This is a genomic window from Pseudarthrobacter sp. O4 (assembly GCF_050157025.1).
GTDB lineage: Bacteria > Actinomycetota > Actinomycetes > Actinomycetales > Micrococcaceae > Arthrobacter.
In genome coordinates this window covers 1,753,853-1,780,742 of sequence record NZ_CP189591.1, presented here as the reverse complement: position 1 = coordinate 1,780,742, position 26,890 = coordinate 1,753,853, and the positions used below count along the sequence as shown (strand labels likewise).

25 protein-coding genes and 1 pseudogene are annotated in these 26,890 nt (G+C 64.8%); 13 read left to right on the top strand and 13 right to left on the bottom strand.

Annotation, left to right across the window (positions count from 1 at the left end; translation table 11 throughout):
• Positions 1–91 precede the first annotated feature (91 nt).
• From ACQCSU_RS08165 to ACQCSU_RS08150, 4 genes are all read left to right on the top strand, one after another.
• Entirely contained in the window at positions 92–259 is a 168-nt protein-coding gene (locus ACQCSU_RS08165; RefSeq protein WP_426979242.1) for a hypothetical protein, read from the top strand.
• A 396-nt stretch (positions 260–655) separates the two neighbouring features.
• Entirely contained in the window at positions 656–862 is a 207-nt protein-coding gene (locus ACQCSU_RS08160) for a hypothetical protein (protein ID WP_426979241.1), read from the top strand.
• 281 nt (positions 863–1,143) lie between these two features.
• The gene (locus ACQCSU_RS08155; protein WP_426979240.1) at positions 1,144–1,593 is read left to right on the top strand and encodes a DUF732 domain-containing protein; all 450 of its coding nucleotides are present in this window, start codon (positions 1,144–1,146) and stop codon (positions 1,591–1,593) included.
• A gap of 1,017 nt (positions 1,594–2,610) precedes the next feature.
• On the top strand, positions 2,611–2,919 hold the full coding sequence (locus ACQCSU_RS08150; RefSeq protein ID WP_426979239.1) for a hypothetical protein: 309 nt from the start codon (positions 2,611–2,613) through the stop codon (positions 2,917–2,919).
• 341 nt (positions 2,920–3,260) lie between these two features.
• On the opposite strand, the gene ACQCSU_RS08145 is transcribed toward ACQCSU_RS08150, so the two are convergent.
• Positions 3,261–3,608, bottom strand: coding sequence for a helix-turn-helix domain-containing protein (locus tag ACQCSU_RS08145; protein WP_426979238.1), 348 nt, complete (start codon positions 3,606–3,608; stop codon positions 3,261–3,263).
• 188 nt (positions 3,609–3,796) lie between these two features.
• On the opposite strand from ACQCSU_RS08145, the gene ACQCSU_RS08140 reads away from it, so the two are divergent.
• Positions 3,797–4,261: a helix-turn-helix domain-containing protein gene (locus ACQCSU_RS08140; RefSeq protein ID WP_426979237.1), complete on the top strand. Its 465-nt coding sequence runs from the start codon at positions 3,797–3,799 to the stop codon at positions 4,259–4,261.
• Between the two features lie 581 nt (positions 4,262–4,842).
• Here the strand turns inward: ACQCSU_RS08140 and ACQCSU_RS08135 are convergent.
• The 7 genes from ACQCSU_RS08135 to ACQCSU_RS08105 form a co-directional block, all read right to left on the bottom strand.
• Positions 4,843–5,247, bottom strand: a complete 405-nt coding sequence (locus tag ACQCSU_RS08135; RefSeq protein ID WP_426979236.1) for a hypothetical protein — start codon at positions 5,245–5,247, stop codon at positions 4,843–4,845.
• Between the two features lie 51 nt (positions 5,248–5,298).
• Complete coding sequence (locus ACQCSU_RS08130) at positions 5,299–5,997, bottom strand: hypothetical protein (protein WP_426979235.1); 699 nt, start codon at positions 5,995–5,997, stop codon at positions 5,299–5,301.
• Positions 5,998–6,194: 197 nt separating this feature from the next.
• Positions 6,195–6,866, bottom strand: coding sequence for a hypothetical protein (locus ACQCSU_RS08125; protein ID WP_426979234.1), 672 nt, complete (start codon positions 6,864–6,866; stop codon positions 6,195–6,197).
• Positions 6,867–7,267: 401 nt separating this feature from the next.
• Positions 7,268–8,475, bottom strand: a protein-coding gene (locus ACQCSU_RS08120; RefSeq protein ID WP_426978473.1) for an IS3 family transposase whose coding sequence is annotated in 2 segments (ribosomal slippage) — positions 7,268–8,220 and positions 8,220–8,475 — 1,209 coding nt in all. Because the reading frame shifts where the segments join, the coding sequence is not laid out codon by codon here.
• A 379-nt stretch (positions 8,476–8,854) separates the two neighbouring features.
• A complete protein-coding gene (locus ACQCSU_RS08115) occupies positions 8,855–9,634 on the bottom strand; it encodes a hypothetical protein (RefSeq protein ID WP_426979233.1) in 780 nt (259 codons plus the stop codon).
• A 657-nt stretch (positions 9,635–10,291) separates the two neighbouring features.
• On the bottom strand, positions 10,292–10,510 hold the full coding sequence (locus tag ACQCSU_RS08110; protein ID WP_426979232.1) for a hypothetical protein: 219 nt from the start codon (positions 10,508–10,510) through the stop codon (positions 10,292–10,294).
• 313 nt (positions 10,511–10,823) lie between these two features.
• Positions 10,824–12,266: a recombinase family protein gene (locus ACQCSU_RS08105; protein WP_426979231.1), complete on the bottom strand. Its 1,443-nt coding sequence runs from the start codon at positions 12,264–12,266 to the stop codon at positions 10,824–10,826.
• 42 nt (positions 12,267–12,308) lie between these two features.
• On the opposite strand from ACQCSU_RS08105, the pseudogene ACQCSU_RS08100 reads away from it, so the two are divergent.
• The 3 genes and pseudogenes from ACQCSU_RS08100 to ACQCSU_RS08090 form a co-directional block, all read left to right on the top strand.
• Positions 12,309–12,428: pseudogene (locus ACQCSU_RS08100) on the top strand (DUF4244 domain-containing protein); the annotation flags it as partial.
• Between the two features lie 143 nt (positions 12,429–12,571).
• Entirely contained in the window at positions 12,572–12,955 is a 384-nt protein-coding gene (locus ACQCSU_RS08095) for a TadE family type IV pilus minor pilin (protein ID WP_426979230.1), read from the top strand.
• On the top strand, positions 12,952–13,350 hold the full coding sequence (locus ACQCSU_RS08090) for an Rv3654c family TadE-like protein (protein WP_426979229.1): 399 nt from the start codon (positions 12,952–12,954) through the stop codon (positions 13,348–13,350). Before ACQCSU_RS08095 ends, ACQCSU_RS08090 begins: the two co-directional genes overlap by 4 nt.
• Positions 13,351–13,498: 148 nt before the next feature.
• Here ACQCSU_RS08090 and ACQCSU_RS08085 read toward each other — a convergent pair whose 3' ends face one another.
• Together ACQCSU_RS08085 and ACQCSU_RS08080 are read right to left on the bottom strand one after the other, a co-directional pair.
• Complete coding sequence (locus tag ACQCSU_RS08085; RefSeq protein WP_426979228.1) at positions 13,499–15,961, bottom strand: DEAD/DEAH box helicase; 2,463 nt, start codon at positions 15,959–15,961, stop codon at positions 13,499–13,501.
• A gap of 55 nt (positions 15,962–16,016) precedes the next feature.
• Positions 16,017–16,709, bottom strand: a complete 693-nt coding sequence (locus ACQCSU_RS08080) for a GNAT family N-acetyltransferase (RefSeq protein WP_426979227.1) — start codon at positions 16,707–16,709, stop codon at positions 16,017–16,019.
• A 187-nt stretch (positions 16,710–16,896) separates the two neighbouring features.
• Between ACQCSU_RS08080 and ACQCSU_RS08075 the strand changes: the two genes are divergently transcribed.
• On the top strand, positions 16,897–17,790 hold the full coding sequence (locus ACQCSU_RS08075; RefSeq protein WP_426979226.1) for a rhodanese-related sulfurtransferase: 894 nt from the start codon (positions 16,897–16,899) through the stop codon (positions 17,788–17,790).
• Positions 17,791–17,828: 38 nt separating this feature from the next.
• Here ACQCSU_RS08075 and ACQCSU_RS08070 read toward each other — a convergent pair whose 3' ends face one another.
• The 3 genes from ACQCSU_RS08070 to ACQCSU_RS08060 form a co-directional block, all read right to left on the bottom strand.
• Positions 17,829–18,347, bottom strand: a complete 519-nt coding sequence (locus ACQCSU_RS08070) for a DUF6023 family protein (protein ID WP_426979225.1) — start codon at positions 18,345–18,347, stop codon at positions 17,829–17,831.
• A gap of 155 nt (positions 18,348–18,502) precedes the next feature.
• Entirely contained in the window at positions 18,503–18,964 is a 462-nt protein-coding gene (locus tag ACQCSU_RS08065) for a hypothetical protein (RefSeq protein ID WP_426979224.1), read from the bottom strand.
• Positions 18,965–19,048: 84 nt separating this feature from the next.
• Positions 19,049–20,206 carry a hypothetical protein gene (locus tag ACQCSU_RS08060; RefSeq protein ID WP_426979223.1) on the bottom strand — a complete coding sequence of 386 codons (1,158 nt, stop codon included), beginning with the start codon at positions 20,204–20,206 and terminating at the stop codon, positions 19,049–19,051.
• A 367-nt stretch (positions 20,207–20,573) separates the two neighbouring features.
• On the opposite strand from ACQCSU_RS08060, the gene ACQCSU_RS08055 reads away from it, so the two are divergent.
• The 4 genes from ACQCSU_RS08055 (at position 20,574) to topA (ending at position 26,777) form a co-directional block, all read left to right on the top strand.
• Entirely contained in the window at positions 20,574–21,341 is a 768-nt protein-coding gene (locus ACQCSU_RS08055) for a MerR family transcriptional regulator (RefSeq protein ID WP_426979222.1), read from the top strand.
• 35 nt (positions 21,342–21,376) lie between these two features.
• Entirely contained in the window at positions 21,377–23,014 is a 1,638-nt protein-coding gene (locus tag ACQCSU_RS08050) for a DUF7059 domain-containing protein (protein WP_426979221.1), read from the top strand.
• Positions 23,015–23,226: 212 nt separating this feature from the next.
• Complete coding sequence (locus tag ACQCSU_RS08045) at positions 23,227–23,817, top strand: ArsR/SmtB family transcription factor (protein ID WP_426979220.1); 591 nt, start codon at positions 23,227–23,229, stop codon at positions 23,815–23,817.
• A 212-nt stretch (positions 23,818–24,029) separates the two neighbouring features.
• Positions 24,030–26,777, top strand: a complete 2,748-nt coding sequence (gene topA, locus ACQCSU_RS08040; protein ID WP_426979219.1) for a type I DNA topoisomerase — start codon at positions 24,030–24,032, stop codon at positions 26,775–26,777.
• The last annotated feature ends 113 nt before the right edge of the window (positions 26,778–26,890 follow it).

Below are 26,890 nucleotides of genomic sequence, written 5' to 3'. Positions count from 1 at the left end.
CTTGGGCTGCCTCGCTACTTACCGGCATGTCACTGAGCCGGGAGAGTCGAAGCAGCCGGCAATTCCGCCGGAACCCGTGAAAGGAAAACACATGTCGATCCATCGAGACGCGCCCGCCGAAAACCGCCGAGTCCCGGCAGAGGCTGGCACTGCGCAGGTGCTGGAGATCTATCCCGGTGCCCGTACCGCCATCCCGGTCCGCACGAGGCTTCGCGGCTCCGAGGCCGGGATGGCCACGGCCGAGTATGCCGACACTTAGTGAAGTTACCCGCCTCAAAACGAGTAATGCCCCGGCAGGCTACCAACCTCCGGGGCGCGACAATCAAGGCTAGTTGATTGTGAGCCCAGCATACCGGCTGGCCCTGACATTTCATATGGCTGTTGAGCGTCGTAAGCGCGTTCCAGCCCTCCCCGCGCAAAACCAGAGGGGCGCGGTTACATCTCCACCGAATGCCTAGAACCGCCTAGGGAAGACGCCCGTTAGCTGCGGTTGTCCAGGTTCACAGCCAGACACGTCCCAAAACGGGCCGGGTCTACTCGTTGTGGGCAAAGGCAGCAGAGCGGAGACGGGGGCGGCGGGCTTTTTTGGGGAAGGGGTTACTCACCAAGAAAACCCTCTCCCGCAGGGAGTCCGATATCAGCGAAGGGAACCACCATGGACCTGCAGGACATGAAAGCCAAGTTCGCCGGCAAGCACGTGAAGTTCCTTGGCATGTTCGGCAACACAGACGGGCCCGTTGCCAAGGTCTGGCGAGTCACCAACAACGGCGTGTGGGTGACAATGCAGGATGGTTCCCGTCAGCAATGGCACCCGGATAGCATCTCCGTTGTCCCGGCGCCGAAAGTCAGCACCAAACGCTAGTCTCGCTGCATCCGCTGGGGATGCACCACAACAACAGAAATAGGCCTCACACCGTGAATTCCTTCTTTACCGCTGCAAACCTAAACAAGGCCCTTGTCATGACCGGCCTTGATCCTGCCCTCGCTACCTTGTCCGAGACGTCGCCGGCGACTGAAGCATGGCGGCTCTGCTACGAGGCCGGATCAACTCCCGGGAAAGTAGTAGCACTGGCAGAAAACCTCTAGGGGCCCGGACAGATAGGGACATGACAACACGCGGGCCAGCCCGCCATTCAGGCAAACATGGGGGAACAATTGAAGAAAACTGTCGTGGCACTGTCGTTGTCAGCGACGTTGCTAACCGGCTGCGCCGCGGCCAACGGGAGCACCAAAGCTGCAGACGCTCAACCGAACCCCGCTAAGGCCGCGACAAGCCCAGCCAGCGTGGCGGCGACACCCGCTGCGAGCCCGGGAAAGGCTACGGCCAATACCACACGGGAAGATCAAGTCAAAGCGGTGTACCTCGAGAGCTTGCGGACTTCTCAGCCGGGGCTCAAGGCTGAACCCGACGCGAGTCTGATCACGATAGCCCAGGGCTTCTGCAAGATGTACGACGGCGGCGCTACAAGCGCGCACGTGAACAGTTTCATACTCAAAGGCGCGGGTTGGGCCTACACGGTCCCGCAGTTGGTCGCAATGCACGGGGCCGGAGTAGGCGCGTTCTGCCCGCAGTACATCGACAAGATCGGCTGAAACTTGCCGCCACTGTGGCGATTGGGGGGCTTGACCGTTATCCGTAGGGGAGCTCACCGGCTACGACGCGGATCGGTGCGTCAGGAATTCGTAGTCGGGTTTTAGCTCCTCTACGGGAACGCCGGATAGGTTCACCCAGTGCCGGCGTTGATGAGCAGCCGAAGCGTTACCAGCTTCTCGCTGTCAAGCGTGAAGGAACTCAGGCACTCGACGAGGAACCCACAAACTGATCGAGTCAAATGCAAAGAACCCCCGCCAGTCGTGAAGACTGACGAGGGTTTTCACAAAACTTGAGCAGGCTTCTAACTTGTACGGCAGGAAGACTTGCCGAAGGGGCCGACGTTGTACTGGTTGTAGTACAGGTAGGAACTGTGTCGTTCGGCGACCCAACCAGTGGCCGTGGTCGAGGTGGACCACTCGATCCGATAATCGACGTAGTAGCTGCCATAGTAGGGTTTCGCGAACGTGGTCACACCTACAAAAACTGCTGGTGTCTGATCCGTCGCGTAGGCCCAGCCGCTGTAACCGCTTTGCCCCAACGTAGCCCCGGTACGCGCGTCGACAACAAATGCGTTATATCGCACCCAGGAACCATCATTCCCGTACCCGGCCCTCACATTTCTCGCCCATACGCGGGGAGGCTGCGCCGTCATCACGAGATTTGAGCTAGTGCCGAAAATTTTCCACTTACATGAAACGGCCGATGTTGTATACGGTCCGGGGTTCCCACCCCAGGAGTACGCCCACGCATTGGCGGCTGGCGCCCCAAACAACATCAGCGGAGTCAAAACGCCCATTGTGAGTATTACGCCTAAAAAAGACTTCTTGAAACGGGTGAGAGCAGGGTGTTTTCCATTGCCGGACACGTAAGCCTCCTGAAAGTGGTGGAAAAACCTCTCCGCGAAGCCCCCAACACTTCACAGAGTAAGCGGATTCTAACAACTGGCTAAAAGCCTGAACAAGGTGTCTCCAAGGTTTTCCAAAGGTCGTAGATGCCATGCTAGGCAGACGCCCTGAATGCACCTCCACAAGTTGATCGATATGTTTCTGGCCCTGATGCCAGTTCCTCAATTGCCAATTCCGCGCACCCGACAAGTTCTCCTTTTGCGTCACGCACCCCTGCCCCTGATCATCCCAGATCAATACATCGTCGTCCTCAAAGACGGATCCGATGCTGCGATGGTTGCCCACCGTAATAATGTGACGACGAAGTTCGTTTACACGGCCACCCTGTCCGAGACGTCGCCGGCCGGTGACCTTTGGGCGCTCTGCTTCAAGGCGGGGTCCACGCCTTTCAGGGTGACGGAACTGGCGAAAAGCCTCTAGCCTCCGGAACGGCAAAATGCCCCTCTCGTTTGAGAGGGGCATTTTTGTGTAGGCGCTTCCCAGCGATGGGAACGCCAAGCGTAGGGGAACCGCCCCGGACAGGCGGGGCCGACGAGTGACCCCCGCCGATGAGGCAGGGGCCACACGGCCAGGCGGCGCTAGTAGAGCGGGGCCTGGCGCGCCACACGGTCCACATGGTAGCGACAATGAACGACGGGGCCGGGTTGGTTTCAGCGCCGAAGCCGAACAGCACCGGCCCGTCACCGCCCTCACGCTTCACGTTGTGGATCACCTGCCCCATGTGCGCCGACGTATACGCGGGCCTCCCAGTGAATTGAGCGTTACCGGGCTGCGCGTGTTCCGATGCGTGGTCGCTGCATCCTCATGCGGGCGCGGGCCTCGGCATGCTCCAACCAGGCATCCTCAGGATGCCTATGAATGGCGTCGATCTTCTCTAGATCCCCCTGCGTGAACCGCTTCATGGTGCCTAGCCTGAGGTGGGGCCAATTCTGTTTCTTCATTAGCGCGTATGCCGTGGACTTGGACACCCTAAAGATTTCGGCTACTTCTTCGAGGGTGTAGAGCACGGGCGCATCCGGGAATTTGGCTTTTGTGGCCGCGTATTCGCTCAGGTCCGCTTCCTGAGCATCTTCACCTGGCGAGGTCACATCTTCACTGTTCGTGTCCATCCACCGATGCTACCCATGAACTCGAAGCAGGTTCCTCGCACCAGGTCGTGCATCGGATTGGGCCGCTGGTTAGTTTTGTTGCGCTCTTGCCCAAACCTATGGCATGAACACTGGTTAGGTACTTCTGCGCCAAACCTGAGTATTGGTTGAGATTGCTCAACGCGTCACTCCATGGCATCTTGTAGCGCATGAGCAAACGTGAAGATCGAGAAATGATGCTGGTTAGGGTTGGTCAGTTGATCCGGCAGCGCCGTGAAGAGAGTGGCCTTTCCAGAGGGAAATTCGCGGAGGTCGCCGGCATTGGCTCGCTAACGACAGTCCAGAACGCTGAGACGGGCGCGTTTGAGGTTTCCGCGATCAACCAGCCGAAGTTTGAAAAGGCCCTCGACTGGGCGCCGGGCGCGATCCGCCGCGCAATGGACAAAGTGGGCGAGGTGGACCCTAATGAGTTGACCATGAAAGCAATGGACGGGGACCGCGTCAAGCCCGTCACAGACTCTTTGCAGGGCGTCAGCTTCGAGGCGCTACTAGCTGAGGTTTCGCGGCGTTACCGGGTCGAGCTCGCCAGGGGTCGGGCGCTAGCCGGCCCGCACCATGACGAATATGACCCAGCCGTGTCGGATGACATGACGGGTGGGGACGACGGCGAATAGTCACAACCATGTGAATACCCGGCAATGGGGACTTTGTGGCACTACCGGTCGTGTGCTTTCCGAAGTCCCGCGGCTGAAACTGCCGTCCAAGAAAGCCGCCCAAACCGCCGGCCCTACGTCATGATTGGTGCGCTTTGTGGGCAACGCCTCGCAGCCCACGATTCGCGGCGCTAGTTAATCTCGTCACATACCCGGGGCTGCCCTATGGGCTGTTGCTGCACAAGTCCACTTACCGGGAAGACTCCGACAGCGAAGACGAATCCAATATCCCGTCTAGATGCATTCGAATCCATTCTTCCGGCGTCAGTGGTTCGACGCCGTCCATTGCCTCCGCGTAACGGGGGTCCGCTGCCAGGTAGCGGGTATCGATGCCCCGGTCAGCGAACCATTGGCGCCGCGCGCGGTCCCTGCGCGGCGCCCAGTTCGAATACGCTTCGCCTAAATGCCGGTGCGGGGAATCGGCCTGGAACAGGGCGAAGAAGACTGATGATTCCCACATCAGTTCACGGGGCAACCGCTCGACTGCGGCGCCGGCCGCGGCCTCAGCGTCACGCCGTGCCTGCTCAGCCTCAGAAACACGCCTACGCGCCACGGTGCACCCGCTTAGGCTTCTCCATGCGCCAGCGGGCGTTAGCGGCCTTCCGGGCGTTGTCCTGGCGGTCCTGCTCGGCGGCAGTCAGAGGGACTTCTTCCTCTTCTTCATCGGCCGGCAAATCCAACTGATGCACCAAGCGGCCGAACAATGCCCGAGCCTGCCGCAACTCAGCAAGGGCAGGATTCACAACCGTCTGCCCCATGCTGCCTTTAGTAGTCACGCCCATTTCCGAGACTGCAGCCTTCAACAGGTCCACTTCATCAAGAGTCCTGGCCGCTTCCAGCAAAATCTGTTTCTCTGATTCCTCGAGCTCATAGTCAGCGAGAATCTGCGAGTAGTACGCCTTACCGCGCTTCCCCAACTCCCCCGGTACAACTGCCTTGCTTGCCATGAATAATCTTCCTTTCGATCATCTGCGATGCGTTCCACATGCGGAGTGTGACTAGGGGGCCGTCGAACGGTAGAGACGGCCGGTTGCTGGATCCTGGTACAGGTTCGCCGGCTGCGTCGTCGTCGGAAGCCCTCCGATAGTCACGCCGTTGGCATCCACTTTCAGCCAATGCGAGCCGTCGCCCTGCACCTTCGCGGTTCCGTTCTCCACCTGAACAACGGAGGTTCCTTTGTAGACCTGGATGCTCGATGCGTCGGTGAAGACCTGGGCGCCGTTGGAGAACACGAGGGCGCCGGAAGCTACGGAGGGATCCATGGTCAGTCCGCCGGCCTTGATCTTCCCGCCGGTGGTCACGTTGAGGTCGTTCTTCAACGTCGTCACGCCTTCAACGGATAGTGTGCCGGTGGTCTTCATCGGCCCGTTAGTGGTGAAGTCGCCCGTCACGGTCGTGTTACCAGCAATGTCCGTCACGCCATTTAGATGCGTTGCCCCGGTGACGGTCAGCGGGCCAGAAATGGCGACCGTCCCGGAGAGTGTCACGGTCCCGTCAGCGTTGAGAACACCGCTTATCGTGGCCGTGCCGGTGACGTTGAGCCCGCCGTTCTCGATGGTGATCACACCGCCGTCGTACACGAGCAGGCCGGAACGCCCGATAGCTGCGTTATTCAGCGGGGACGCCATTTCGAGTATCCGCAAGCGCCGGAAGATATCCGGGATATCGCTGCTGTTCAGGTTATTGATCTGTCCCATGTCGTTGTCTCCTAAGTTGTTGTGCGGGTTTCGACCCGAAAAATGGTGGCTTCAATGCGATGCATGACCAAAGTTTGCGCTCCCGGGCGCGTACATTTGCCGCTAGCGTCGGTGGGGTCCTCCCCACCCTGTGTGCTGTTGTGCGTGGCGGGCGCGGTCCCTTGTGGGTTGCCGCGTCCGCCCTGCCTGTCAGGCTGTTAGGCGCCGAGGTATGCGCTTTGGCGCTGTGCTGCTGCGGCGTCTCGTTCGCGTCGGTCTTCGATGTGCGCTTCTTCAGCGTTCAGGTTGCTGAGTTCTTCGCGTGCGTCCTGTGGTGCGCTTGGGTAGTGGGCGTGTAGTTCCCCGCCTGTGTAGTGCAGGCTGGACATGGATAGTCGGATGGGCCATGAGTGGGCGATGCTGGCAAGGTAGCTGGCCTTGGTGCGCTCGATGCGTTCTACCTCTTCGAGTGCGTTGGTGATCCGCTGTTCCGCGTCGGCGGCTACTTCCTTGGCTACGGCGGCGAGTGCTTCCCCGAGTACGTGACCGTGTGCGGTTGCCTTGGTCTGCGCTTCCTGGCTTAGACGTTCGTGCGCGGAAGCCTGCTGCAGGTAGCTATCCCGCTTGTTGCTTACGGCGCTGGGGTCGGTGCCGGCGCGTAGGGCCTCCTTGATCGACTCGCCATATTCGAAGTCGGCATTCTCGGCGTTGTGCCTGGCGATCCGTGAGGAGTCGGCGTGCTCCACGATGGCGGCGTTGAGCCTGACCATTGCGTCGTACTTGTCCAGGACGTCCGGGAAGCGGGCGAACCAGTCCCGCGGCGGCATTGGCTGGCGGACCATGACTGACGGGCTGGACGATGACGGCAGGGATGAAGCGAAGTAGCGCATTAGTTGTTCTCCTGGGTATTGGTGATGAGTCCGAGTCGGTGGGCTTCCACGATTTCGTGGGGTGTCATGGTGGCGAGGTCAGCGCGGGTGTACAGCCTGGGCATACCCGTGTCCTTTGCTGGCGCTGTGGCCGGCTTGGTGCCTTCCGTGTCCGGTTCGGCGTAAAGCCTGGCAAGTTGCCCCAGGCGGTCGGCTTCTGTGATCTGTTCGGGCGTCATGGTGGCGAGGTCGGCGCGGGTGTACAGGGTGTTGCTGGGCGGTTCCCAGTTGTCTGGGGCGTCGATGTAGGCCGCGAGTAGGCCGCGGCGGGCTAGGTCGTTGAGCTCTGCCGCTGTCTTGCCGATGATGTGGCTGTCTGTGCGTTCGTCAAGTTTTTGAGACAGTTTCGTAGTTGATTCGGGTTACGCGGCCACGGGTTCGTGGTCGGCGGTCTGATGATTTGCGAGAGCTCTGGCCGGTGGTATGCCGCCGGCCCGGCGGTTGGGCCTGCGGCGGTTGTACCAGCCTTCGATGTAGTCCATGACTGCGGTCCTGGCCGCGAGCCTGCTGGCGAAGGTGTGGAGGTGGTACATCTCCGTCTTCAGGTGCGAGAAGAAATTTTCGGCCACGGCATTGTCCCAGCACACGCCGACCTCGCCCATGGACTGGGTGACGCCGTTCCCGCCACACCATTTTTGGAATTCGGACGAGGTGTACTGCGAGCCTCTGTCGGAGTGAAAGACTGCTCCGTCGGCAGCGAGGCGGCCGTGATCGCGGGCCATGGCCAGGGCATCCGTGCACAGGCTGGCGCGCATGTGTCCGGCCATCGACCAGCCAATGACCATGCCGGTGCACAGATCGATCACGGTGGCCAGGTACAGCCATCCCTCGCCGGTGCGCAGGTACGTGATGTCCCCGCACAAGCGGGTCCCGGGCACCGTGGACGTGAAATCGCGTTGACCGTTTTCGTCGAGCATGTGGTTGCGGATGTGCGCGGTCTTCGCCTGCGGATCCTGCTCGGTGGTCTTCTTCCAGGCCCGGGTCCGGGCGGCCCGCAGACCGTGCTCACGCATGATGGCCCCGACCGTGGGCGCGGATACTGCCACGCCCTTCGCGTTGAGCATCAGGGCCAGTTGGTCCCTGCCGGCCCGGCCTTCTTCCTTCTTGAACAGGTCAGTGACCTCGGTGACCAGCTTCTGGTGACGCACCGCCCGAGGGGACGGGCCCTTGGGGTTGCGCCACCGGTAGAACGAGGCCCGGGAAACCTTCAGGGCACGGCACAACCAGGCAATCGGATGGTTCGCCTTCTGAGCTTCGATGAACTCGTAGAAATCCTCTACCGTTGCTTCGCTGCAAAGAAGGCGCTGACTTTTCCCAGGAAATCGTTCTCCTGCTTCAGCTTGGCGATCTCGGCCAACGCCTTCTGGTGCTCATCCCAGGACACCGGCGCCTTTTCCTCCCCGCTGAACCGCTCCGGATGATCCGCCCGGTACGTCCGCACCCAGTTCCCCAGCGTTCCCTCGTTGACGCCGATATCGACGCATACCTGAGCGATCGGCCGGCCCGAGGAGATCACCAGCTCGACGGCATCATCCTTGTACTGCTGCGTGTACTTCTTACGTTCGGTCATGCGAGAAAGGACTCCTAACAAGCTGTCTCACAAAACCATACGGCCGCACTGCCATGTCCTTAGCTTTCTGTGAGGTTCGTGGTTCGTAGGGCGTGATCGAGGATGGCTGGTGAGCAGAGCCCGCGGCGTACTAAGTCCTCTGCCATTGCTTCGAGGGACCGCGGACGCTGTTCCGTTACTGCGTCTTCTGCGGTCCGGCTGAGTCGTGAGTTTGTCCAGCGCCTAGGCATTGCTGCGGTCCTTCCGGTTGATGCAGTGGGGCTCGTGGCTGCTTTCGGTTGTGTTGGTGCCGTGGTCCGGCGTGACTACCGGAACGCATAGGTCACACTGGCTGGGCGATATGTAGGCGTTCATGCTGTCCTTGGTTGGTGTGGGCGGTTTAGTTGCACCATCCGGGCACGGTGGGCTTGTGGTAGGCCGGATCCCATGGCCCTAGCTGCTGCTTGGGAGGTTCGGGCTCGTCCTCCCAGCACTTTTGATTCAGCCAAGTGGCCGGCGCCTTGGTGTACTGCGCTTCCTTGCCTTTACGCTCGGCGGCGTAGCGTTCGGCGCCTTCGTTGAGTTCTTCAATCCCTGCGCCGTTCTTCCTGGCCTTGGCATAAGCGGCTTCGGCCGCTCCCCTTGCCTTGCGCTTGGGATAGATGGCGTACCAAACTTCGAAGTCGTCGGCCATCTGGGTTTCAAGAGTTGCCTTGGACGTCGGGCCGTTTCCTAAGAGTTGTTCCTCCGGTTGTTCCTGTACTCCTAGGGGGCAACGATCTGTTGGGGCAGTACCAACAATCTGTTGGGGCAATGGGGCAACGATCTGTTGGGGCAAAGGGGCAACAATTTGTTGGGCCTGTGCGGGCGGTAGATCGCCAACTGGGGCAACGATCTGTTGGGGCAGGTGGGCGGGCGTGAGATACAGCGAGTACTCGGCCCGGGTGCGGAACCTGGCGTCTCCGCTGGACACCACGACGCCTTGTTGCACTAGCTTCGCTACGGCCTTACGGATGACTTCATAGGTGCTTGCCCTGGCTTTGCGTGCGGCTTCTGCTGCGGCGCTCACGTCATCGTCCAGGGGCTTATCCGGAAGTCCCTTACCTAGAGCTGCTGCGAGGTCGTCGCGGCCGGCAAAGTACTTAGGCGGATTCCCGTTGTCCATAGACACCAAAGCCATGCGGCAAAGGATCCTGAAAGATCGATCGTCAAGCGATGTCCAGTGTGTGAAGGCTAGTGCTACGTTTCTAGCTCCCAACGGCCCTTGCCTCCGTCCCCGTCGCTACGGGCACCAGTTGGCACAGGATGATGTGCGCGGCGTGGCCGGCCATGATGGCCCTGTCAGCGGCCCTCTGAGCGCCTGGAAGGTTGAAGTAGACCCTGCGTCGGTATGTGCCTTGCGGAGTGTCCACTACGACGACGTGAACGCCGGTCACAAGGGCCCTTGGTGTGACGTCGCCGGTTGTTTCTGTAGGTGAAAATTTCTGCTCTGGGCTCACCATTTCGGCCCCTCTATGTAGATTTTGATCCTGCTATGACTGTTCCACCGGTCATTTGGCCTGTTTCAATTGCGGCCGGCAATTGGTCAACGTCGCTTGGATTTTGCGGCGTCGGCCCGTTGTGTCGCTGTTTCTCCGGTCGGGTCCGCATATTGAATGACGCGGGCAAGAATCGGGTCATTTCGCCGGATTAATTTGCGGATCCGCGAAATGGACATGCCCTGCTTCGTCGCTGCATTCCACCTAACGGCGGCGTCCATATACTGGGCTTCTGTGGGCATGGCTAGGACTTGTCCCTTCCCCTAAACTGCCGGGTGCTTGGTGGCGCCTGTTTGCTGTTAGGCTGCGGAGGTTCCCCGCATGGCCCGGCTGATGCGGGCCAATTGTTCTGGCGTGAGAGGCGGGGCATTCCGAACTTCCCGCTCTACGTATTCCGCGATCTTTGCTGCCGTGTGATCCCGCTTCAATTCCGCGAGGCGCTGCGGCGACGTTTTGCGGTCCTTACGGCTAGCAACAGCCAATTTGCCGTGAATCATCTGCGCTGTTTCCTGCGTCATGGTCGTCCTTTCCAATACTCGGGTGAGCTGTTGAATCAAACGTAGCGTGCGAATTCTCAATGCGCTGAGCCGGCGTAACGGCTGAGATTCTGTCATTGCTCGCATTCGCTCATATCCCGCACATTTTGCCCCGTTCAGGAGCGATTTCATCGATATCCCGCACGCTTCGCCCAGCCTCAGCAAGCACGCCGGGTTATTCCGCACGATTCGTCCAGTTTGTGAGCGAGAAGCGTTATAAAGTCGTTATCCTCTTGAGTATGTCGGGCGCAAAAAAGGGCGGCTACCTAAGTAGCCGCCCCCTAGCAAGTCCTGTCTAGCGCCAGTCGATACTGACCGTGGAAGGGTCGAAACTGCCGCGGTGTGGGCCCGTAGGGTGGAGGCGCACGGTTAGCAGGCTGCGGATAATCTCCCGCTGCACTTCCACGTCAGCGGACAGGAACGCGGCGCCCGGATCACCGGTCAGGACAACCGATGCTAGGCCGCGTTGCACGCCGTTGGACACACCCTGTTGGACATACTGCGCCTGCTTCGCTTCAATCTCCCGGGAGCCCTCGACAAGCTGCGATTCGGTAATGAGTCCTTGGGCGAACATCCGGGCGAGGGAGTGCTTACGGTCGATCAGTTCCGCGATGTCCTGGCGCTGAACGGGGCGGCTCTCATCTTCAAGGCGTTGAATTTCCCCGCGGATCCGTTCGGCGACGTCGGGCCGGCGTAGGTATCCCGCCGTCATGGCCTTCACAAAGTCATCCAGGGGTTGCATGGCGCGGTGCGCGTGGCCCGGGGTGAACCTTCCGCCCTCCTGGTGGACCTTGCAGCGGTACGCGCGTTTTACGGTGGTGCCGAAACCGGTCATGGTGCGGCCGCAAAAGCATTCCGCCACGCCTGAGAGTAGGTATTTGAACTTGGATTCGGACTGCTTGGGTCTGCTGTCGTCCGTCAGGATCGCTTCGCACTGACGGAACTCCACCAGAGGAACAATGGCCGGCCACTTATCCGACACAACCTCGCCGTGAAACGTCGTCAGACCGGCGTTGCGAAGCCTTAGAAGCGTCCGCCTAACCTCTGTCGTGTTCCTGCGCTTCCCGCCGCTGTTGGTGGCTCCAGCGTCCGCCCATGACCTCGTGACAGTCGCCAGTGACCTGCCAGCGATGATTGCCTCAGTGCCCTCCCGGATCAGTGCGGCCGCCTCGGGGTCAATCACGACTGTTCCGCCGCGCATTCTGCCTTGCGCGTCCTCTGTCGCGCCCTCTTTCATCCAACCGAACGGAACGCGCCCGCCTAGGTACTGACCCTTCTTAGCTGCCTGCGCCTTCTGTGCAGCTATGCGTTCGCCCTTGTGGTCAGATTCGTGCTGATTCCATGCGGCGACAGTCTTAGCTACCGCAAGCCCGGTAGCGGTTGAGAGATCCAGGAGTCCCGCCGTGACTTGATGGGTCACCACGTTACGTGGCCGGCAGATGTCGATGTACCGTTCAAGTTCTTTTGTGCGCCTCATGAGCCGGTCGGAGTGGTAGCAGAGCACGATGTCGATTTGCCCTTGCTGAATATCCGCGAGCATCTGCTCATAGCGCGGACGGGTACGGCCTGAGTAGGCGCTGATGTCGTTATCCTCGTACACACCGACAACATCGGCGTCCAGTTTTTCCGCTAGTGCCCTACACAGTGCCTCTTGGCGCTCGACGCCCAGCCCTTCGCCCTTTTGGTCGCGGCTGATGCGAGCGTAAATAGCTGCGCGTGGTGCCCTGGCATTCGTCATACAGCCAGTCTACGACGCAAGTAACTTGACAGATAGTGCGTATACGCCATCGCCACGCTGGCCGCCGTGGGATTTGCGGGGGTACTCGTCTTCATCATGCGCAGTGACGAGGTCCGGGGGTTCTTGCTCAACCTCATCCGCACCGCCCTGGCGTTGCCATGAAGTCCGGAAGTACCGTCGCCGACGGGGCACACGAGCGAGTCGTCCGGGCGAAGTCGCGGGGATCCCGGGGAGCTGCTTCGCCACCGGCAAACGGCCGCTTCCAGGAACGGCGAGATCAGCGCGCAGGCTCCTGTCACGGCGCCGTGACGGCCGAATTTGCTGTTGCCTTGCCCGCTGTGATGCTCTTGCTGGCCCTGCTGCTGGCGGGATCAGCTGCAGGAGTGACACAGCTCCGCTTCGAGGAAGCCGCCCGGGCAGGTGCGCGGGCCTTGGCACGGGGCGAAGGAGCTGCCGCCGTCGACGGAATCGTCCGCCGGCTCGCCGGCGAGTCAGCAGGGTCAGCCGTGACGTCCGACGGCGGGTGGCTCAGCGTTACGGTTTCCGGCCGGGTGCCCGGCTCCGTCGGTTCACTTGTCCCGTGGACTCTCTCCGCACGCTCCTGGGCGCGGAGCGAGTCGTCCCCGGCCTCGGCCCTCGCCAGGGTCGGCGCGGCCCATCGTCACCAGCCCCTGAGGCTGAACGCGTGAGGCCGCCCCGGACTGGCCCCGCGGCCCCCGTGCCGGTGCATGAGCCGGAACGCGGCTCAGGAACGGTCCTGGCCCTGGGACTGGGGATGGTCCTCATCACGGCAATCGTCTTGATCCTGTTCCTTGCACAGTCGGCCGTGATGGCGTCCCGGGCCGCTGCTGCCGCCGACCTCGCGGCGCTGGCAGCCGCGGATGCGGTCCGGGGAATCACTGCCGGCGAACCGTGCACCGTGGCTTCGGAGGTCGCACGGCGCAACAACGCAAGGGTCCTCAGCTGTTCGGAGGGGACCGGCGAAACGGTTCAAGTCCGGACGGAGCTCAACGCCGGCACGGTGTTCGGGGCGGCCACCGGGCTGGCCCGCGCCGGTCCACCACCGCCAGGAACCGGGCCGTAGCCGAGACCAGCTGACCTGCCAGCGCCAGCACCGGACATGTCCACGCTTTGGCCGGGTGGCCACCGTGCCGCCGCCGTGTGGCCGCCGGGTGGCCACCGTGCCGCCGCCGGGCAGGGCCGCCTTGGGGAGGGCCTGCCACGGGCCGGAGTCAGGCCTGGAGCGGAGCCGCTGACCGGTCCGAGACGCCCAGCCGGCCGTTAGGCACTCGTCCGTCGCCTGCCGGCCCGTCGCCAGGGTGCAGGCCACCAACCGGACCGGCGTCCATCCGCTCGGTGGCGTCCTTCAACAGCACATCGATGAGCGTGACGGCGGCGTCCTTCTCCAGGGGGTTGTTCTTGTTGCCGCATTTGGGCGACTGTACGCAGGACGGGCAGCCGGACTCGCATTCGCAGGCCTTGATGGCGTCGCGGGTGGCGGACAGCCACACCCTGGCCTTGTCGTAGCCACGTTCGGCGAAGCCCGCGCCGCCCGGGTGCCCGTCGTACACGAAGATCGTGGGCACTCCGGTGTCTGCATGGATGGCAGTCGACACCCCGCCGATGTCCCAGCGGTCGCTGGAGGCAACCAGTGGCAGCAGGCCGATCGCGGCGTGTTCGGCGGCATGCAGGGCCCCGGGGAACTGCGCCTCGATCAGTCCCGCACCGGTCAGTGACCGATTGTCCATGACAAACCAGACAGCTTTGGTGAACAGGTCCCGGGCGCCCAGCTGAAGCGGTTCTTCACCGAGGATTTCATTCGAAATCAGTGCCTTGCGCTGGAAGGAGACCACCTGCGTTGTCACTTTCACGTCGCCGAAATGCACCGCGACGTCGCCCCATTGGGTGGTGCGCTGCGTCTCCAGCACCTCGATCTGGGTCACGTCCCGGGCGGTGGTGTAGTAGTCCGGGTTCGCCCGGCGCACCACCACGCAGTGATCGTCCTCGTTCAAGTCCTCGACCACGTAGCTGTCGCCCTGGTGGACGTACACGGCTCCGGTGTGGGCCTGGTAGTGCGTCTGCGGCGAATCCATGGTCCCCAGCAGGGAGCCGGTGTCGGCGTCCACGATGCTCACCGGACCGCCGCCGTCGGCCCGCAGGTTCACCATTGCCGCCGCACTCTGCGGGTGGGTCCAGAACCAGCCGGCGGGACGTTTGCGCAGGTAGCCCTGGGACACGAGCCGGTCCAGCAGCTTTTCCGCGGTGCCGCCAAACAGCTCCACTTCGGCATAGCCCAGCGGCAGTTCGGCGGCGGCGGCGCACAGGTGCGGGCCCAACACATAGGGATTGGAGGGGTCGAAGACCGTCGCTTCGACCGACACGTCGAAGATCGCCTCGGGATGATTCACGAGGTAGGTATCCAGCGGGTCGTCGCTCGCCACGAAGGCGGCGATGGCATCCTGACCGGCGCGCCCGGCCCGGCCGATCTGCTGGAACAACGACGCGCGGGTGCCTGGCCAGCCGGCGACGAGCACCGCGTCGAGCCCGGAGATGTCGATGCCGAGTTCCAGCGCAGAGGTGCTGGAGACTCCCAAAAGTTCGCCGGACCGCAGGGATTTCTCCAGGGCCCGCCGCTCCTCCGGGAGGTAGCCCGAGCGGTAGGCGGCGACCCGCTGCGGCAGGCTGGGATCCACCTCGTCCAGGAGCCGCTTGGTGATGGACGCAATCGTCTCGGCGCCGCGCCGTGACTTGATGAACGCAATGGTCCGGATCCGGGAGGACACCAGGTTGGCCAGCAGGTCCGCGGTTTCCGCCACCGCCGTCCGGCGCTCCTTGGCGCCATTCTCGCCGCGGAGCTCGGTCAGGGCCGGCTCCCAGAACGCGACGGTGGTGGAGCCATGCGGCGAGGAGTCCTCGGACACCGCGCGGACCGGTGCACCGATGAGCCGGCCGAAGGATGTCCCCGGCTCCGACGCGGTGGCGGAAGCGGCGATGAACACGGGGCCCGGATGTGAGCCGCCCGGGCTGTAGTAGGCGCAGATGCGGCGCAGCCGGCGCATCAGGTTGGCCACATGGGATCCGAAAACACCGCGGTAGCTGTGGGCCTCGTCCACGATCACGTAGCGCAGCCGGCGGAAGAACCGGGCCCACCAGGCGTGGTTGGGCAGGATCCCGAAGTGCAGCATGTCCGGATTGGCCAGGATGAAGTTCGCGTGGTCCCGGATCCAGCGCCGCGACGCCGGATCGGTATCACCGTCGTAGGTTTCGGCCCGCACGGTGGGGAGTTTCAGTGCCCGGATGGCGGCCAGCTGGTCGGCCGCCAGGGCCTTGGTAGGGGAGAGGTAGAGCGTGACGGCGCCGTCGTCGTGGATCTTGCCCGGATCGGCGAGGACGCGCAGCTCGGACCGGTGGATGGCGTCGAGCGCCGGCAGCTGATAGGCCAGCGACTTGCCGGAGGCAGTTCCCGTGGCGATCACGACGTGCTCGCCGGCGTGGGCCAGCTCGGCGGCCTGGACCTGGTGGCGGTACGGCTCGTGGATGCCGAGGGAGCCGTAGGCGGTCACGAGCTCGGGGTGGGCCCACTCCGGCCACGGTGCGTTGACAGCCTGGCGGGCGGGGATGGTGCGCACATGGCGGAGCTGCTCCGGGTCCGGACCTCGGCCCAGCAACGGAATCAGGGACTCATGTGGGTTCACTCGTCCATTCTTTCACCCGGGCTCAAATCACCCGGGCCCGGCCTCAGGGGTGGATTCAGCCCACCGACAGGTCCGTGCCCTCGTCCGAGGCCGAGAGCATCAGCACATTGCAGACGGTGCTCCAGCCGAGGTGGGAGTACAGTTTCTGGCCGTCCAGCGAGGCCAGCAGCAGCCCGGTTTCGACGTCGTGCTCGAATGCCTGGGCGGCCAGGGCTTTCATGATGAAGCTGCCTAGCCCGCGCCGCTGATAGCCCGGCTCGGTGACGATCTTGTCGAAGATCGCCGTGCGGTCCACGACGAAGACGCGCCCGCTGGCGGCAATTTCGTCTCCGGCACGGACCACGGCATGGTGGACCCGGCCGGTCTGGGAGGTCGCAAGCTTGAGGTCGTCGTCGGAAAGCCAGGGGTCCTCGGAGTCCTGGGTCTCCATGTCCACGATCATCATCGTCTGGGAAGCCGACGTGACGTTGAGCCCGCGGGTCGGCGCCAACGCGGTGTAGCGAGCCACGTCATTGGTGAAGATGGTGAGGATCCGGGCCGGGACTTCGGCCGTCCTGGCGGCCAGCTGCGCGAACTCCGAGTCCGAGGGATCGTGGGCGAAATACTCCCACTCGCGGGTTGTGTCCGCACGCAAGGCCGCCGGGAACCGGCCCTCCCTGCGCGTCTCATACTCGCGACAACCGGCCCAGCCGGCCACCCAGATTTCCAGCAGGTGGGTGGTGTCTTCAACCATGGCGTCCAGACTCATGAGATGAGCGTATTCCAGCCCCGCCACAAGCAACAGTGGCCGGGCCCGGGAACCCTCCTTGCGTACGAAATTGTGACCGGACCGCGGGCCAGCCCCGCCGCGACGCCGGGCCCGCCGGCCAGCCCCGCCCGCCACCGGAAGGCACCGCGTGTCCCCGCCGTTCGGCCCCTCCAGTACGCTTTAACACGTGGCTTTGAACCGAATTGTGCTCTTTTACGGCTTTACCCCTCTGCCGGACCCGGACGCCGTCCGGCTCTGGCAGCGCGCCCTGTGCGAGAAACTCGGGCTGACGGGCCGCATCATCATCTCCAAGGACGGCATCAATGCGACGGTCGGCGGCGAGCTGCCGGCGGTCAAGCAGTATGTGAAGACCACCCGCGAATACCAGGGCTTCCACGGCATCGACGTGAAATGGTCCGACGGCGGCGCCGCAGACTTCCCGCGGCTGAGCGTCAGGGTGCGGGACGAGATCGTGTCCTTCGGTGCGCCCGGCGAGCTCAAGGTGGACGCCAGCGGCGTCGTAGGCGGCGGCACGCACCTCCAGCCCGCCGAACTCCACGAGCTTGTGGAGGCCAAGAAAGCCGCAGGCGACGAGGTCGTGTTCTTCGACGGCCGCAACGGCTTCGAGGCCCAGATCGGCAAGTTCAAGGACGCGATCGTCCCCGACGTCGCCACCACCCACGACTTCATCAAGGAACTCGACTCCGGAAAATACGACGCGCTCAAGGACAAGCCGGTCGTCACCTACTGCACCGGCGGCGTCCGGTGCGAAGTGCTCTCCAGCCTGATGGTGAACCGCGGCTTCAAAGAGGTCTACCAGCTCGACGGCGGGATCGTCCGCTACGGCGAGACATTCCGGGACCAGGGCCTCTGGGAAGGTTCGCTCTACGTGTTCGACAAGCGCATGCACGTCGAATTCAGCGAGGACGCAAAAACGATCGGCGAGTGCGTACGCTGCTCGGCCCCGACCAGCAAATTCGAGAACTGCTCGAACCCGGCGTGCCGCACCCTCACCCTGTACTGCGCTGGCTGCGCCGCCAGCCCGGAGACGCTTCGCTGCCCCGAAGGCTGCGCCGCCTGAGGCGTCGCCCCCGGGGTCATCGTCGGTTCAGGCTGTGCTCAGATGCGGCTGACGCGGTACGCAAAGTTCGCCGGCGCATTCGCGTCCACCTTCACGTCTAGCACCGCGTCCGCGGCCAGATACACCACGTTTACCCTCGAGGTCCCGCACCGGAGGCTCAGGTCCACCAGTTCGTTCTCTCCATTGTCGATGGAAAAGGACACGCGGCGGGTACTCCGGCAGGCGAGGGTCAGCGCGTAGGTGCCCTTCGGCAGCTGGGTGGTGGTCTCTTTCCGCTCTTCGTCGGTTTCCAGCGTTCCGTAGCCCGAATGGAAGACCTGGCCCTCGGCATCGGGCAGCACTTGCCTGACCCAGGCATCAAGTTCCGCCCCGGACACGGGCTGGTTCAGGCCGGGATCCTGAGGCAGCGCAGCATCCGTGAAGGCCGGCGCGGAGGGCAAAGCCGCGTCATCATTTGACAGGCCGTCGTCATACTCGTAGGCGCAGCCGCTCAGCACCCCCCCCAGCAGCGCAAGGGAGACCACGACGGCGGATGCCGTGGTACGCGACCGCGGCATCCTTTTTCCCGGCACAGTTCCCGGCACAGGCATGCCCTGACTTTAGGGGCGGCGGAACGAATTGGCCAGAGTCGAACGGCCTAGTCAAGAGAAACGCCGCGTGGGTTCCCGGTTGCAGGCAGGCCCCTGAGCCTGCGGCCGGGAACGCATGGCTGCTACGCGGCGCGCGTCAGCTGGTAGGCATAGATCAGCGGGGCGTCCACGCTGGCCGTCCTGATCTGCACAGTACCTGCCGCCTGCACCTTGATCCGAGCCGTCTCCCTGCTGCCGTTGCACGCCGCACCCGCCTCGGTGAGGTGGTGTCCGTCCAGTGAGACATCGAAGAAGGCCTTGCCTCCGCCGTCGCAGCCGACGGTCAGGGTGTAGCTGCCGGCCGGGACTCCTGTGGCGGTCTTGACGATCGGATTCCGGTCGAGGATCTTGCCCGCGTCCTCCAGAACTATCCCGCTGGCCGAGGGCAGGGCGGTGGCTTTCCACGCCGGTACATCGGCGGATTCGATGGAACCTGCGGGTGAGCATGCTGAGGCGGCGAGTACGACGGCCGCGCCGGCGGCCGCGCCGGCGAATCGCCGCCGCAGCATCAGGTAGCCGGGGAGTCGGACGGTACGGAAAGGCATTCCTCCAACTTACCGCGTGCGGACGCTGGCTCGGGCCCGGCGCAGGGGCGTCCGCCGTTTCTACTTAGGACGCCGCTGCCTGCCCTAGCCCGCAATCAGTTCGAGCACTTCCCCCCGGTGCAATGCGAGGTACACCCTGTCGCGCAGGCGGTTCGCCTCCTCATCCGTCAGCGTCCGGTCCAGCGGCTGCAGCACCAGGCGGAGGAGCACGTTCACCTGCTCCGGCGCCATCCGAAGGCGTTCGACCGCCGCGGCCGGCAGCTTGTCCGCCGGTGTCACCGCCTTGATCTCCAGGGCGGCGAGCACCTCGGCCTCCGTTCCGAGGGCGGTGCGGGCCAGGTCGCCCAGCAGCTCGATGTCGGCGTCTTGCGCTGTTCCGAGGACGAGGGAAAGATCGCGCCGGACCTCGGGCAGGGCAGAGACCGGGCGGTAAGGGTGCAGATCCAGCATCTGCGCCCGGACGTCGGGGTTAGCCGAGCGCAGGAGCCGGATGTCGGTGATGCCCTTGCGCAACATCACCGCGCGGTCCAGCCCCAGGCCAAGGGCGAGCCCGGCCCAGCGTCCGGGGTTCAGCCCGGAGCCGCGCAGGATCCGCGACCCCACGAGTCCGCACTCGGCCAGCTCCAGCCACTCCCGGCTGCCGTCAGGCTGGGTGAGGAGCACATCCAGCTGCTGGCCGCCGTCCGTGTAGCTGTGGTTCGCCGGGGTGGCCCGCCACTGCACGTCCGGGTACCGGGAGGGCGGCAGCACGGCCTCCACCAGGGCGGCCATCATCCTGTGCAGTTCGGCCGGACCGAGGAGGCCGCGCGCCTTGAGCCGCCAGAGGTCCACCTGGTGCGGGGCGCCCACATGGGTGCGGTCGATCGAGTCCCGCCGGTACACCAGCCCGGGCAGGACGTGCAGCCGGTCGTAGTGGCCGAGTTCGCCGCGAAGCGAGTCCAGCAGTGCCGGCATGCCGGCGGAAGTATGGCTGCGCAGCATCACCGTGGGGCTCACGTGCCGCGAGTAGCGCGAGTCCCTCGTCACGTCGTCGGGGGAGTAGCCCAGCCGGTCGTAGTTGTCGGCCGTCGCGACGAGGGGGCTGAGCCGGTGCGTCGAGGTCTCAACATGCCAGAGCCGCTCGAGGCCTCCCGTCACCTCGTCCAGCAGCAGCTGCAGGGCGTGGGGGCCGGCGGCGGGATCGCTGAGGTCGCGGAGTTCCAGGGCGGAATGCAACTCGGCAGTGGTCAGGTATTTCTTCATGATGGGGTCCTTAGGGTCAGGGCTGGAAGCGGGAACTCACCCTCAGCCACTGCGCCGGACGGACCCCGGCGGCTGCAGTTATGCGCGCGTCACGTAGCCCGTGCGGCCGGAAAGCGGCCGAGGGCTGATAAATCGCTGCTGTATCTGCATGTCTCCATGGTACGACGGGCCGCTGCCGGGGGCCGGTTCCTCCCGGGGCCGGTTCCTCCCGGGGCCGTTTCTGCACGGGGAGGAACGATGTCCCCCGGGAGCACCGTCGCCGTGGGGCCGCCGTTCCGGCCGCCGGCCGTACCCCCTTGACCTTGACGTAACGTCAAGCTTTAGAGTCGGGTCACAGGCTGAAAAGATCCGGGAGGAGGGCCGCCACATGGACTGGTCCGTGCAACAGATCGCGAAGCTCGCCGGCACCACGAGCCGGACGCTGCGCCACTACGACGACGTCGGGCTGCTCAAGCCCAGCCGCACCGGCGGCAACGGCTACCGGTACTACGATCGCGGCGCCCTCGTGCGGCTGCAGCGCATCCTGCTCCTGCGCGAGCTCGGACTCGGGCTGGCTGCGGTCGCCGAGGTTATCGGCCACGAGGCGGATGCGGAAAGGGCCCTGGGCCGCCACCTGGAGTGGCTCCGGCAGGAACAGGACAGGCTGGCCCGGCAGATCGCCTCGGTCCAGCAAACCATTGAAGCAGTGAAAGAAGGAGGAGAGATCATGGCAGAACAGATGTTCGACGGCTTTGACCACACCCAGTACAAGGAGGAGGTGGAGGAGCGCTGGGGCCAGGAAGCGTATGCCACGTCAGACGCCTGGTGGCGCGGCATGGGCACGGCCGAGAAGGACGCGTGGAAGCGGCGCTCGGCCCAGTTGGGGAGCGACTGGACCGCGGCGGCGGAGGCGGGCGTCGCGGCGGACAGCCCGGAGGCCCAGGACCTGGCCCGGCGCCATGTGGAGTGGCTCACCGGCATTCCGGGGACACCCGCGGCGGCTCCCGCCACAGGCAGTAGCAGCGACCTCAAGGGCTACGTGGCCGGCCTCGGCGAGATGTACGTGGCGGATCCCCGCTTCGCAGCGAACTACGGCGAGGCCGGGGCGGCCTTCGTCCGCGACGCCCTGCGGATCTACGCGGGGAAGCACCTCTAGCCGGAAGGCCTGCGCGGCGCGACTAAACTTGTCCGGTGACTGACTCAACGCATTTCACTGCCGGCAACACCCCCGACGCTCCCCGCAGCGACCTTCCCGGACTGCTCGGGGCGCTTGCCTCTGACTTGCGGACCATCGGCTACACCGTCGACGGAGTAGCGGATCTGCTCGGCGAGGCCGCGCATTCCGCACTGAGCCGGGACCAGCTCATCCCCGCGCTCATCGTCACCGAGCGTGCCGCTCACGGGGAGCCGACGACGGCGGCGCTTGCCGCCGTCGTACGCCTGTGGCTGCTGGCCGAGCCGCAGCGGGCGGAGACGCTCGACGCCGCCCTGCCCGGCACCCGCGCGGAAGGCCTGCTGGAGCTGGGCCTCGTGGAGCCGTCCGCCGGGGGCCTGGTCCAGGCGAAGGCGGACCTTAGGCCCTATGGGTGGGGCGGCGCAGCCGCGACTGACACCGATGGCAGCGGCGGGGCGGACCTCTGGGTCGCCAGCGACCTCGCAGCCCACCAGCGCCCGGGCGTGCTCCGCCACGACCACGTGCTGGGGATCGGCCAGGCCTCCACCACCCTGGTGCAGGTCACGGTCCGCCGGCATGTGGCCCGGGCCCTGGATCTCGGCACGGGCTGCGGCATCCAGACCTTCCACCTGCTGCACCACGCGGATCACGTGACCGCCACCGACATTTCCGAACGCGCCCTGGCCTTCACCCGCTTTAATCTGCTGCTTAACGCCGAGGCTCTGCACCTGGTCCCGGCGGAGCTTCACAGCCGGGTGAGCCTGCGGCTGGGTTCGCTGCTCGAACCGGTCGCCGACGACAAATTCGAGCTCGTGGTCTCCAACCCGCCGTTCGTCATCACGCCCCGCAGCACCGGGGAGGCCGCCGCGGACCTGTTCACCTACCGCGACGGCGGCCTCCCCGGCGACGACATCGTCGCCTCGCTCGTCCGGGCGCTGCCCTCGGTTCTCGCACCCGGCGGAACAGCCCAGCTCCTGGGCAACTGGGAGATCCCCGCGGGGACGCCCTGGGCCGGCCGGCCGCAGAGTTGGGCCAGCCCGGACGCCGATGTGTGGTTCATCCAGCGCGAACAGGTGGGGCCCGAACAGTACGCCGAGACCTGGCTGCAGGACGCCTCCGAGGCCCGCGACCGGCGGCTCTACCAGGACTCCTATGCGGCGTACCTGGACGACTTTGCCTCCCGGAGTGTCGAGGCCATCGGGTTCGGGATGATCTGGCTGCGCCGTCCGGCGGAAGGCTCCAAGCCGGTGATCTCCCGCTTCGAGGAGATCACGTACCCGATCGAACAGCCCGTCGGACCGCATCTGGGCGCCGCCGTCGAACGCGCCGACTGGCTGGCCGCCCACGAGCTGGCGGAAGCGCACCTCCTGGTCGCCGACGACGTCACCGAGGAACGGCACCAGCGCCCCGGCGCCGAACACCCCGGCGTCATCCTGCTGCGCCAGGGTGCCGGCCTGCGCCGCACCAACCTGCTGAGCACCGAGCTGGCCGGCCTTGTCTCAGCGTGTGACGGCGACCTGTCCGTCGGGCAGATTGTCGGTGCCCTCGAGTCGCTGCTGGGTGGATACGACGGCTTCGACGCAGAGTCCTTCCGCGGCGGGCTGCTCAGCGACGCGGGGAACCTGGTCCGCGACGGCTTCCTGCTGCCCGCCTGACTCTTCGGCGGCGGCCGGCGCCGCAACGACCGCCGCGGCGGCCGCCGGTGCCGCAGGGGCTGCTGCGGCAGCCCTTTAGCGGCATAATGTGTCAAGCATTTCTTTCATAGTTTGGCGGTGCTCGATAGACTGGTTCCGTGAATGCAGAAACCCCAATGGCGGAGTCGCCGGATCCGCCAGCCGCCAAACGCCGGCAGCGTCCGGAAAAAAAGGTGGAAATCACTGATCCTAAGGCGATCCGGGCACTGGCCCACGCCGCCCGGCTGGAGGTCATTTCCGAGCTGTACTCCACCCAGGTGAGCCGGACTGCCACCGAACTCGCCGCGCAGACCGGCCTCACGCCGAGCGCCATGAGCTACCACCTGCGCGCCTTGCAGAAGTGGGGAATAGTGGTTCCGGCAGCCACCGCCGGCGATGCCCGGGAACGCCGCTGGAAAGCCGCGGGGACCGATTTCACCATCAACTCCGGCGGGGGAGTGGCGAGCCCGGAATTCGCCGTGCTGGACCTTGAGCTGGACGCCTTCCGCCGCCGCGTCAACGCCTTTGCCAAGACCCGGGAGGAGCGGCGCCAGCGCGGCGAACCCGCGGATTCCTCCGTGGTGCTGGCCAGCAACCTGCTGTACTTGACGCCGGCCCAGCGGACCGAGCTGACGGAGAAAATCTTCGACCTCTTGCGCGGCTATGAGCTCGAGGACCCCGACCATGTGCCGGAGGAGGCGGAACGAATGGCCACTATGTGGTCCATGATTCCGGATGACCGCGGCAGGGCGCCGGCCGCACCGGCCCCGGTGGCCCGCACCTGACTGGGCCCGCACCTGACAAAGGCCCGGCGCAGGGCCCTGATCCAGGCCCTTGAGCCGGCCGCCCGGCGGCCACGGACCGTCGCTGCATTACGCCCGGAAGTCGTGGCGGGAGACCTGAGTTTTCCACCTGAATGCGCGGGAATCCGCAAAATATGGTGAACTAGGCGGGTATGGGCGCATCTGCCCGAGCAACCTTTTTCTGTAGGAGCACCGTGCCAAGCAAGGCCAAAACCGGCAAGAAACTCGTGATTGTGGAGTCTCCCGCCAAGAGCAAGACCATCGCCAAGTACCTCGGCGAGGGCTTCATCGTTGAGGCCTCCATCGGTCACATCCGCGACCTCCCGCAGCCCTCGGAGCTCCCCGCGGACCTGAAGAAGACCCCGCTGGGCAAGTTCGCCGTCGACATTGAAAACGACTTCAAACCCTATTACGTGGTGTCCCCGGACAAGAAGAAAAAGGTCGCCGAGCTCAAGGCGCAGCTCAAAGACGCTGACGCTCTCTATCTCGCAACCGATGGGGACCGCGAGGGCGAGGCCATCGCGTGGCACCTGCTGGAAGTGCTCAAGCCCAAGGTCCCGGTCTACCGGATGACCTTCGGTGAAATCACCAAGGAAGCCATCCACCGCGCCATGGACAACCTGCGCGACGTGGACCAGGACCTCGTGGACGCTCAGGAAACCCGCCGGGTGCTGGACCGCCTCTACGGCTACGAGATTTCCCCGGTGCTGTGGCGCAAGGTGGCCCGCGGACTCTCCGCCGGCCGGGTGCAGTCGGTGGTGACCCGCATGGTGGTGGACCGCGAGCGTGAGCGGATGGCCTTCAAGTCCGCCTCCTACTGGGACCTGACGGGCCAGTTCGGCGCCGGTTCCGGTGCTGCTTCCTCGTTCAAGGCCAAACTCGCCGCCGTCGACGGCGCCAAGGTGGCCAGCGGCCGCGATTTCAACGACGACGGCGAGCTCACCTCGCGCAACGCCGTTCACCTCAACGAGGAGCTCGCCACCTCGCTGGCGGAAGGCCTGCAGTCCGCCGACTTCCGCGTCCGCTCCGTCGACACCAAGCCGTACACCCGCCGTCCGGCCGCGCCGTTCACCACCTCCACGCTGCAGCAGGAGGCCGGCCGCAAGCTGCGCTTCTCCTCGAAGAGCACCATGCAGGTGGCCCAGCGCCTCTACGAAAACGGCTACATCACCTATATGCGTACGGACTCGTCCGCGCTGAGCAACGAGGCCGTCACGGCCGCACGGCGCCAGGCCTCCGAGCTGTACGGCCCCGAGTACATTCCGCAGTCGCCGCGGGTCTACAGCGGCAAGGCGGCCAACGCGCAGGAAGCCCACGAGGCCATCCGCCCCGCCGGCGACTCCTTCCGCACCCCGGCCCAGGTCGCCAAGCAGCTCTCCGGCGACGAATTCCGGCTCTACGAGCTGATCTGGAAGCGCACCGTCGCCTCGCAGATGGCCGACGCCAAGGGCTCCACCGCCACGATCCGCCTCGGCGCGGTGACTGTAGGCGGCGCGGCCAGCGGCCGCGACGCAGAATTCTCGGCGTCGGGCACCGTCATCACCTTCCCCGGCTTCCTCGCCGCCTACGAAGAAGGCAAGGACGAAAGCCGCGTCGACGACGAGTCCGAGGAAGCGCGCCGGCTGCCGAACGTGGCCAAGGATGATGCGCTCACCGCCTCGGAGATTGTCGCCGTCGGACACGAGACCTCCCCGCCGCCGCGCTACACGGAAGCCTCGCTGACCGCTGAGCTGGAGAAGAAGGGCATCGGACGCCCGTCGACCTACGCCTCCACCATCTCCACGATCCAGGACCGCGGCTACGTCCGGAAGCAGGGCTCCGCCCTGGTCCCCAGCTGGATCGCGTTCTCCGTGGTACGGCTCCTCGAGCAGCACTTCAAGGACTACGTGGACTACGAGTTCACAGCGGACATGGAAGCCGATCTGGACAAGATCGCCAACGGCCAGGCAGGGGGCCCCGCCTGGCTCAAGCACTTCTACTTCGGTGAAGACTCCGAACCCGGCCTGCTGAGCATCGTGAACAACCTCGGCGAAATCGATGCCCGGGACATCAACTCCATTCCCATCACGGACAGCATCACCCTGCGCGTCGGCAAGTTCGGGCCGTACCTGGAGAGCTCCCTCGCCACCGTGGATCCCGAGACAGGTGAGCTTGTTGAAGCTGCCCGCGCCAACGTCCCCGAGGACCTGGCCCCGGACGAACTCACGGCTGCCAAGGCGATCGAGCTGATGGAGACCGCTGCCCCCGAGGAGCGGGTACTCGGAACGGACCCGCACACCGGGCACACCGTCGTCGCCAAGAACGGCCGCTACGGCGCCTACGTCACCGAGGTCATCCCCGAGATGACCGAGGACCAGCTCGCCAACCAGCCGGTGGAGTACTACAAGAACGGCAAGCCGAAGCCGCCGAAGAAGCCCGTCAAGGCCAAACCGCGCACCGGGTCCTTGTTCGCTTCGATGGGTGTCGACACAGTCACCCTGGACGAGGCACTGCAGCTCATGAGCCTGCCCCGGGTGCTCGGCCAGGACGCCGACGGCAACCCGATCACGGTCCAGAACGGCCGCTTCGGCCCGTACCTGAAGAAGGGCACGGACTCCCGGTCCATCGGTTCGGAAGAGGAAATCTTCACGATCACGCTGGAACAGGCACTGGAGATCTACTCGCAGCCGAAGCAGCGCGGGGCCCGCGCCGCCGTCCCTCCGCTGGCGGAGTTCGGCCCGGACCCGGTCTCGGAGAAGAACATCGTGGTGAAGGAAGGCCGCTTCGGCCCGTACATCACCGACGGCGTCACCAACATCACCGTGCCGCGCACCACTTCGCTGGAGGAACTGACGCGGGAACGCGCCGTCGAACTCCTCGCCGAGAAGCGCGCCAAGGGGCCGGTTAAGCGCACGACGACGGCCCGCAAGGCCCCCGCCCGCAAGGCCACGGCCAAGAAGTAGGCCAGCGCCACACCGAATTCGCCGGAAGCGCGCGGGTTCGCCGGAAGGGAGTTTCCGGCGAACCCGCAGCGGACCGGCGAATTCGCGTTTGCGGTGCCGGGCCCAACGTGATC

Coding starts and splice junctions, on each gene's coding strand:
- ACQCSU_RS08150 (WP_426979239.1), top strand. CDS start 2,611: ATGCACCTCCACAAGTTGATCGATATGTTTCTGGCCCTGATGCCAGTT.
- ACQCSU_RS08080 (WP_426979227.1), bottom strand. CDS start 16,709: ATGAGTCTGGACGCCATGGTTGAAGACACCACCCACCTGCTGGAAATC.
- ACQCSU_RS08060 (WP_426979223.1), bottom strand. CDS start 20,206: ATGAAGAAATACCTGACCACTGCCGAGTTGCATTCCGCCCTGGAACTC.
- ACQCSU_RS08105 (WP_426979231.1), bottom strand. CDS start 12,266: ATGACGAATGCCAGGGCACCACGCGCAGCTATTTACGCTCGCATCAGC.
- ACQCSU_RS08130 (WP_426979235.1), bottom strand. CDS start 5,997: ATGGGACAGATCAATAACCTGAACAGCAGCGATATCCCGGATATCTTC.
- ACQCSU_RS08155 (WP_426979240.1), top strand. CDS start 1,144: ATGGGGGAACAATTGAAGAAAACTGTCGTGGCACTGTCGTTGTCAGCG.
- ACQCSU_RS08125 (WP_426979234.1), bottom strand. CDS start 6,866: ATGCGCTACTTCGCTTCATCCCTGCCGTCATCGTCCAGCCCGTCAGTC.
- ACQCSU_RS08145 (WP_426979238.1), bottom strand. CDS start 3,608: ATGGACACGAACAGTGAAGATGTGACCTCGCCAGGTGAAGATGCTCAG.
- ACQCSU_RS08055 (WP_426979222.1), top strand. CDS start 20,574: ATGGACTGGTCCGTGCAACAGATCGCGAAGCTCGCCGGCACCACGAGC.
- ACQCSU_RS08140 (WP_426979237.1), top strand. CDS start 3,797: ATGAGCAAACGTGAAGATCGAGAAATGATGCTGGTTAGGGTTGGTCAG.
- ACQCSU_RS08135 (WP_426979236.1), bottom strand. CDS start 5,247: ATGGCAAGCAAGGCAGTTGTACCGGGGGAGTTGGGGAAGCGCGGTAAG.
- ACQCSU_RS08070 (WP_426979225.1), bottom strand. CDS start 18,347: ATGCCGCGGTCGCGTACCACGGCATCCGCCGTCGTGGTCTCCCTTGCG.
- ACQCSU_RS08165 (WP_426979242.1), top strand. CDS start 92: ATGTCGATCCATCGAGACGCGCCCGCCGAAAACCGCCGAGTCCCGGCA.
- ACQCSU_RS08115 (WP_426979233.1), bottom strand. CDS start 9,634: ATGGCTTTGGTGTCTATGGACAACGGGAATCCGCCTAAGTACTTTGCC.
- ACQCSU_RS08110 (WP_426979232.1), bottom strand. CDS start 10,510: ATGACGCAGGAAACAGCGCAGATGATTCACGGCAAATTGGCTGTTGCT.
- ACQCSU_RS08065 (WP_426979224.1), bottom strand. CDS start 18,964: ATGCCTTTCCGTACCGTCCGACTCCCCGGCTACCTGATGCTGCGGCGG.
- ACQCSU_RS08160 (WP_426979241.1), top strand. CDS start 656: ATGGACCTGCAGGACATGAAAGCCAAGTTCGCCGGCAAGCACGTGAAG.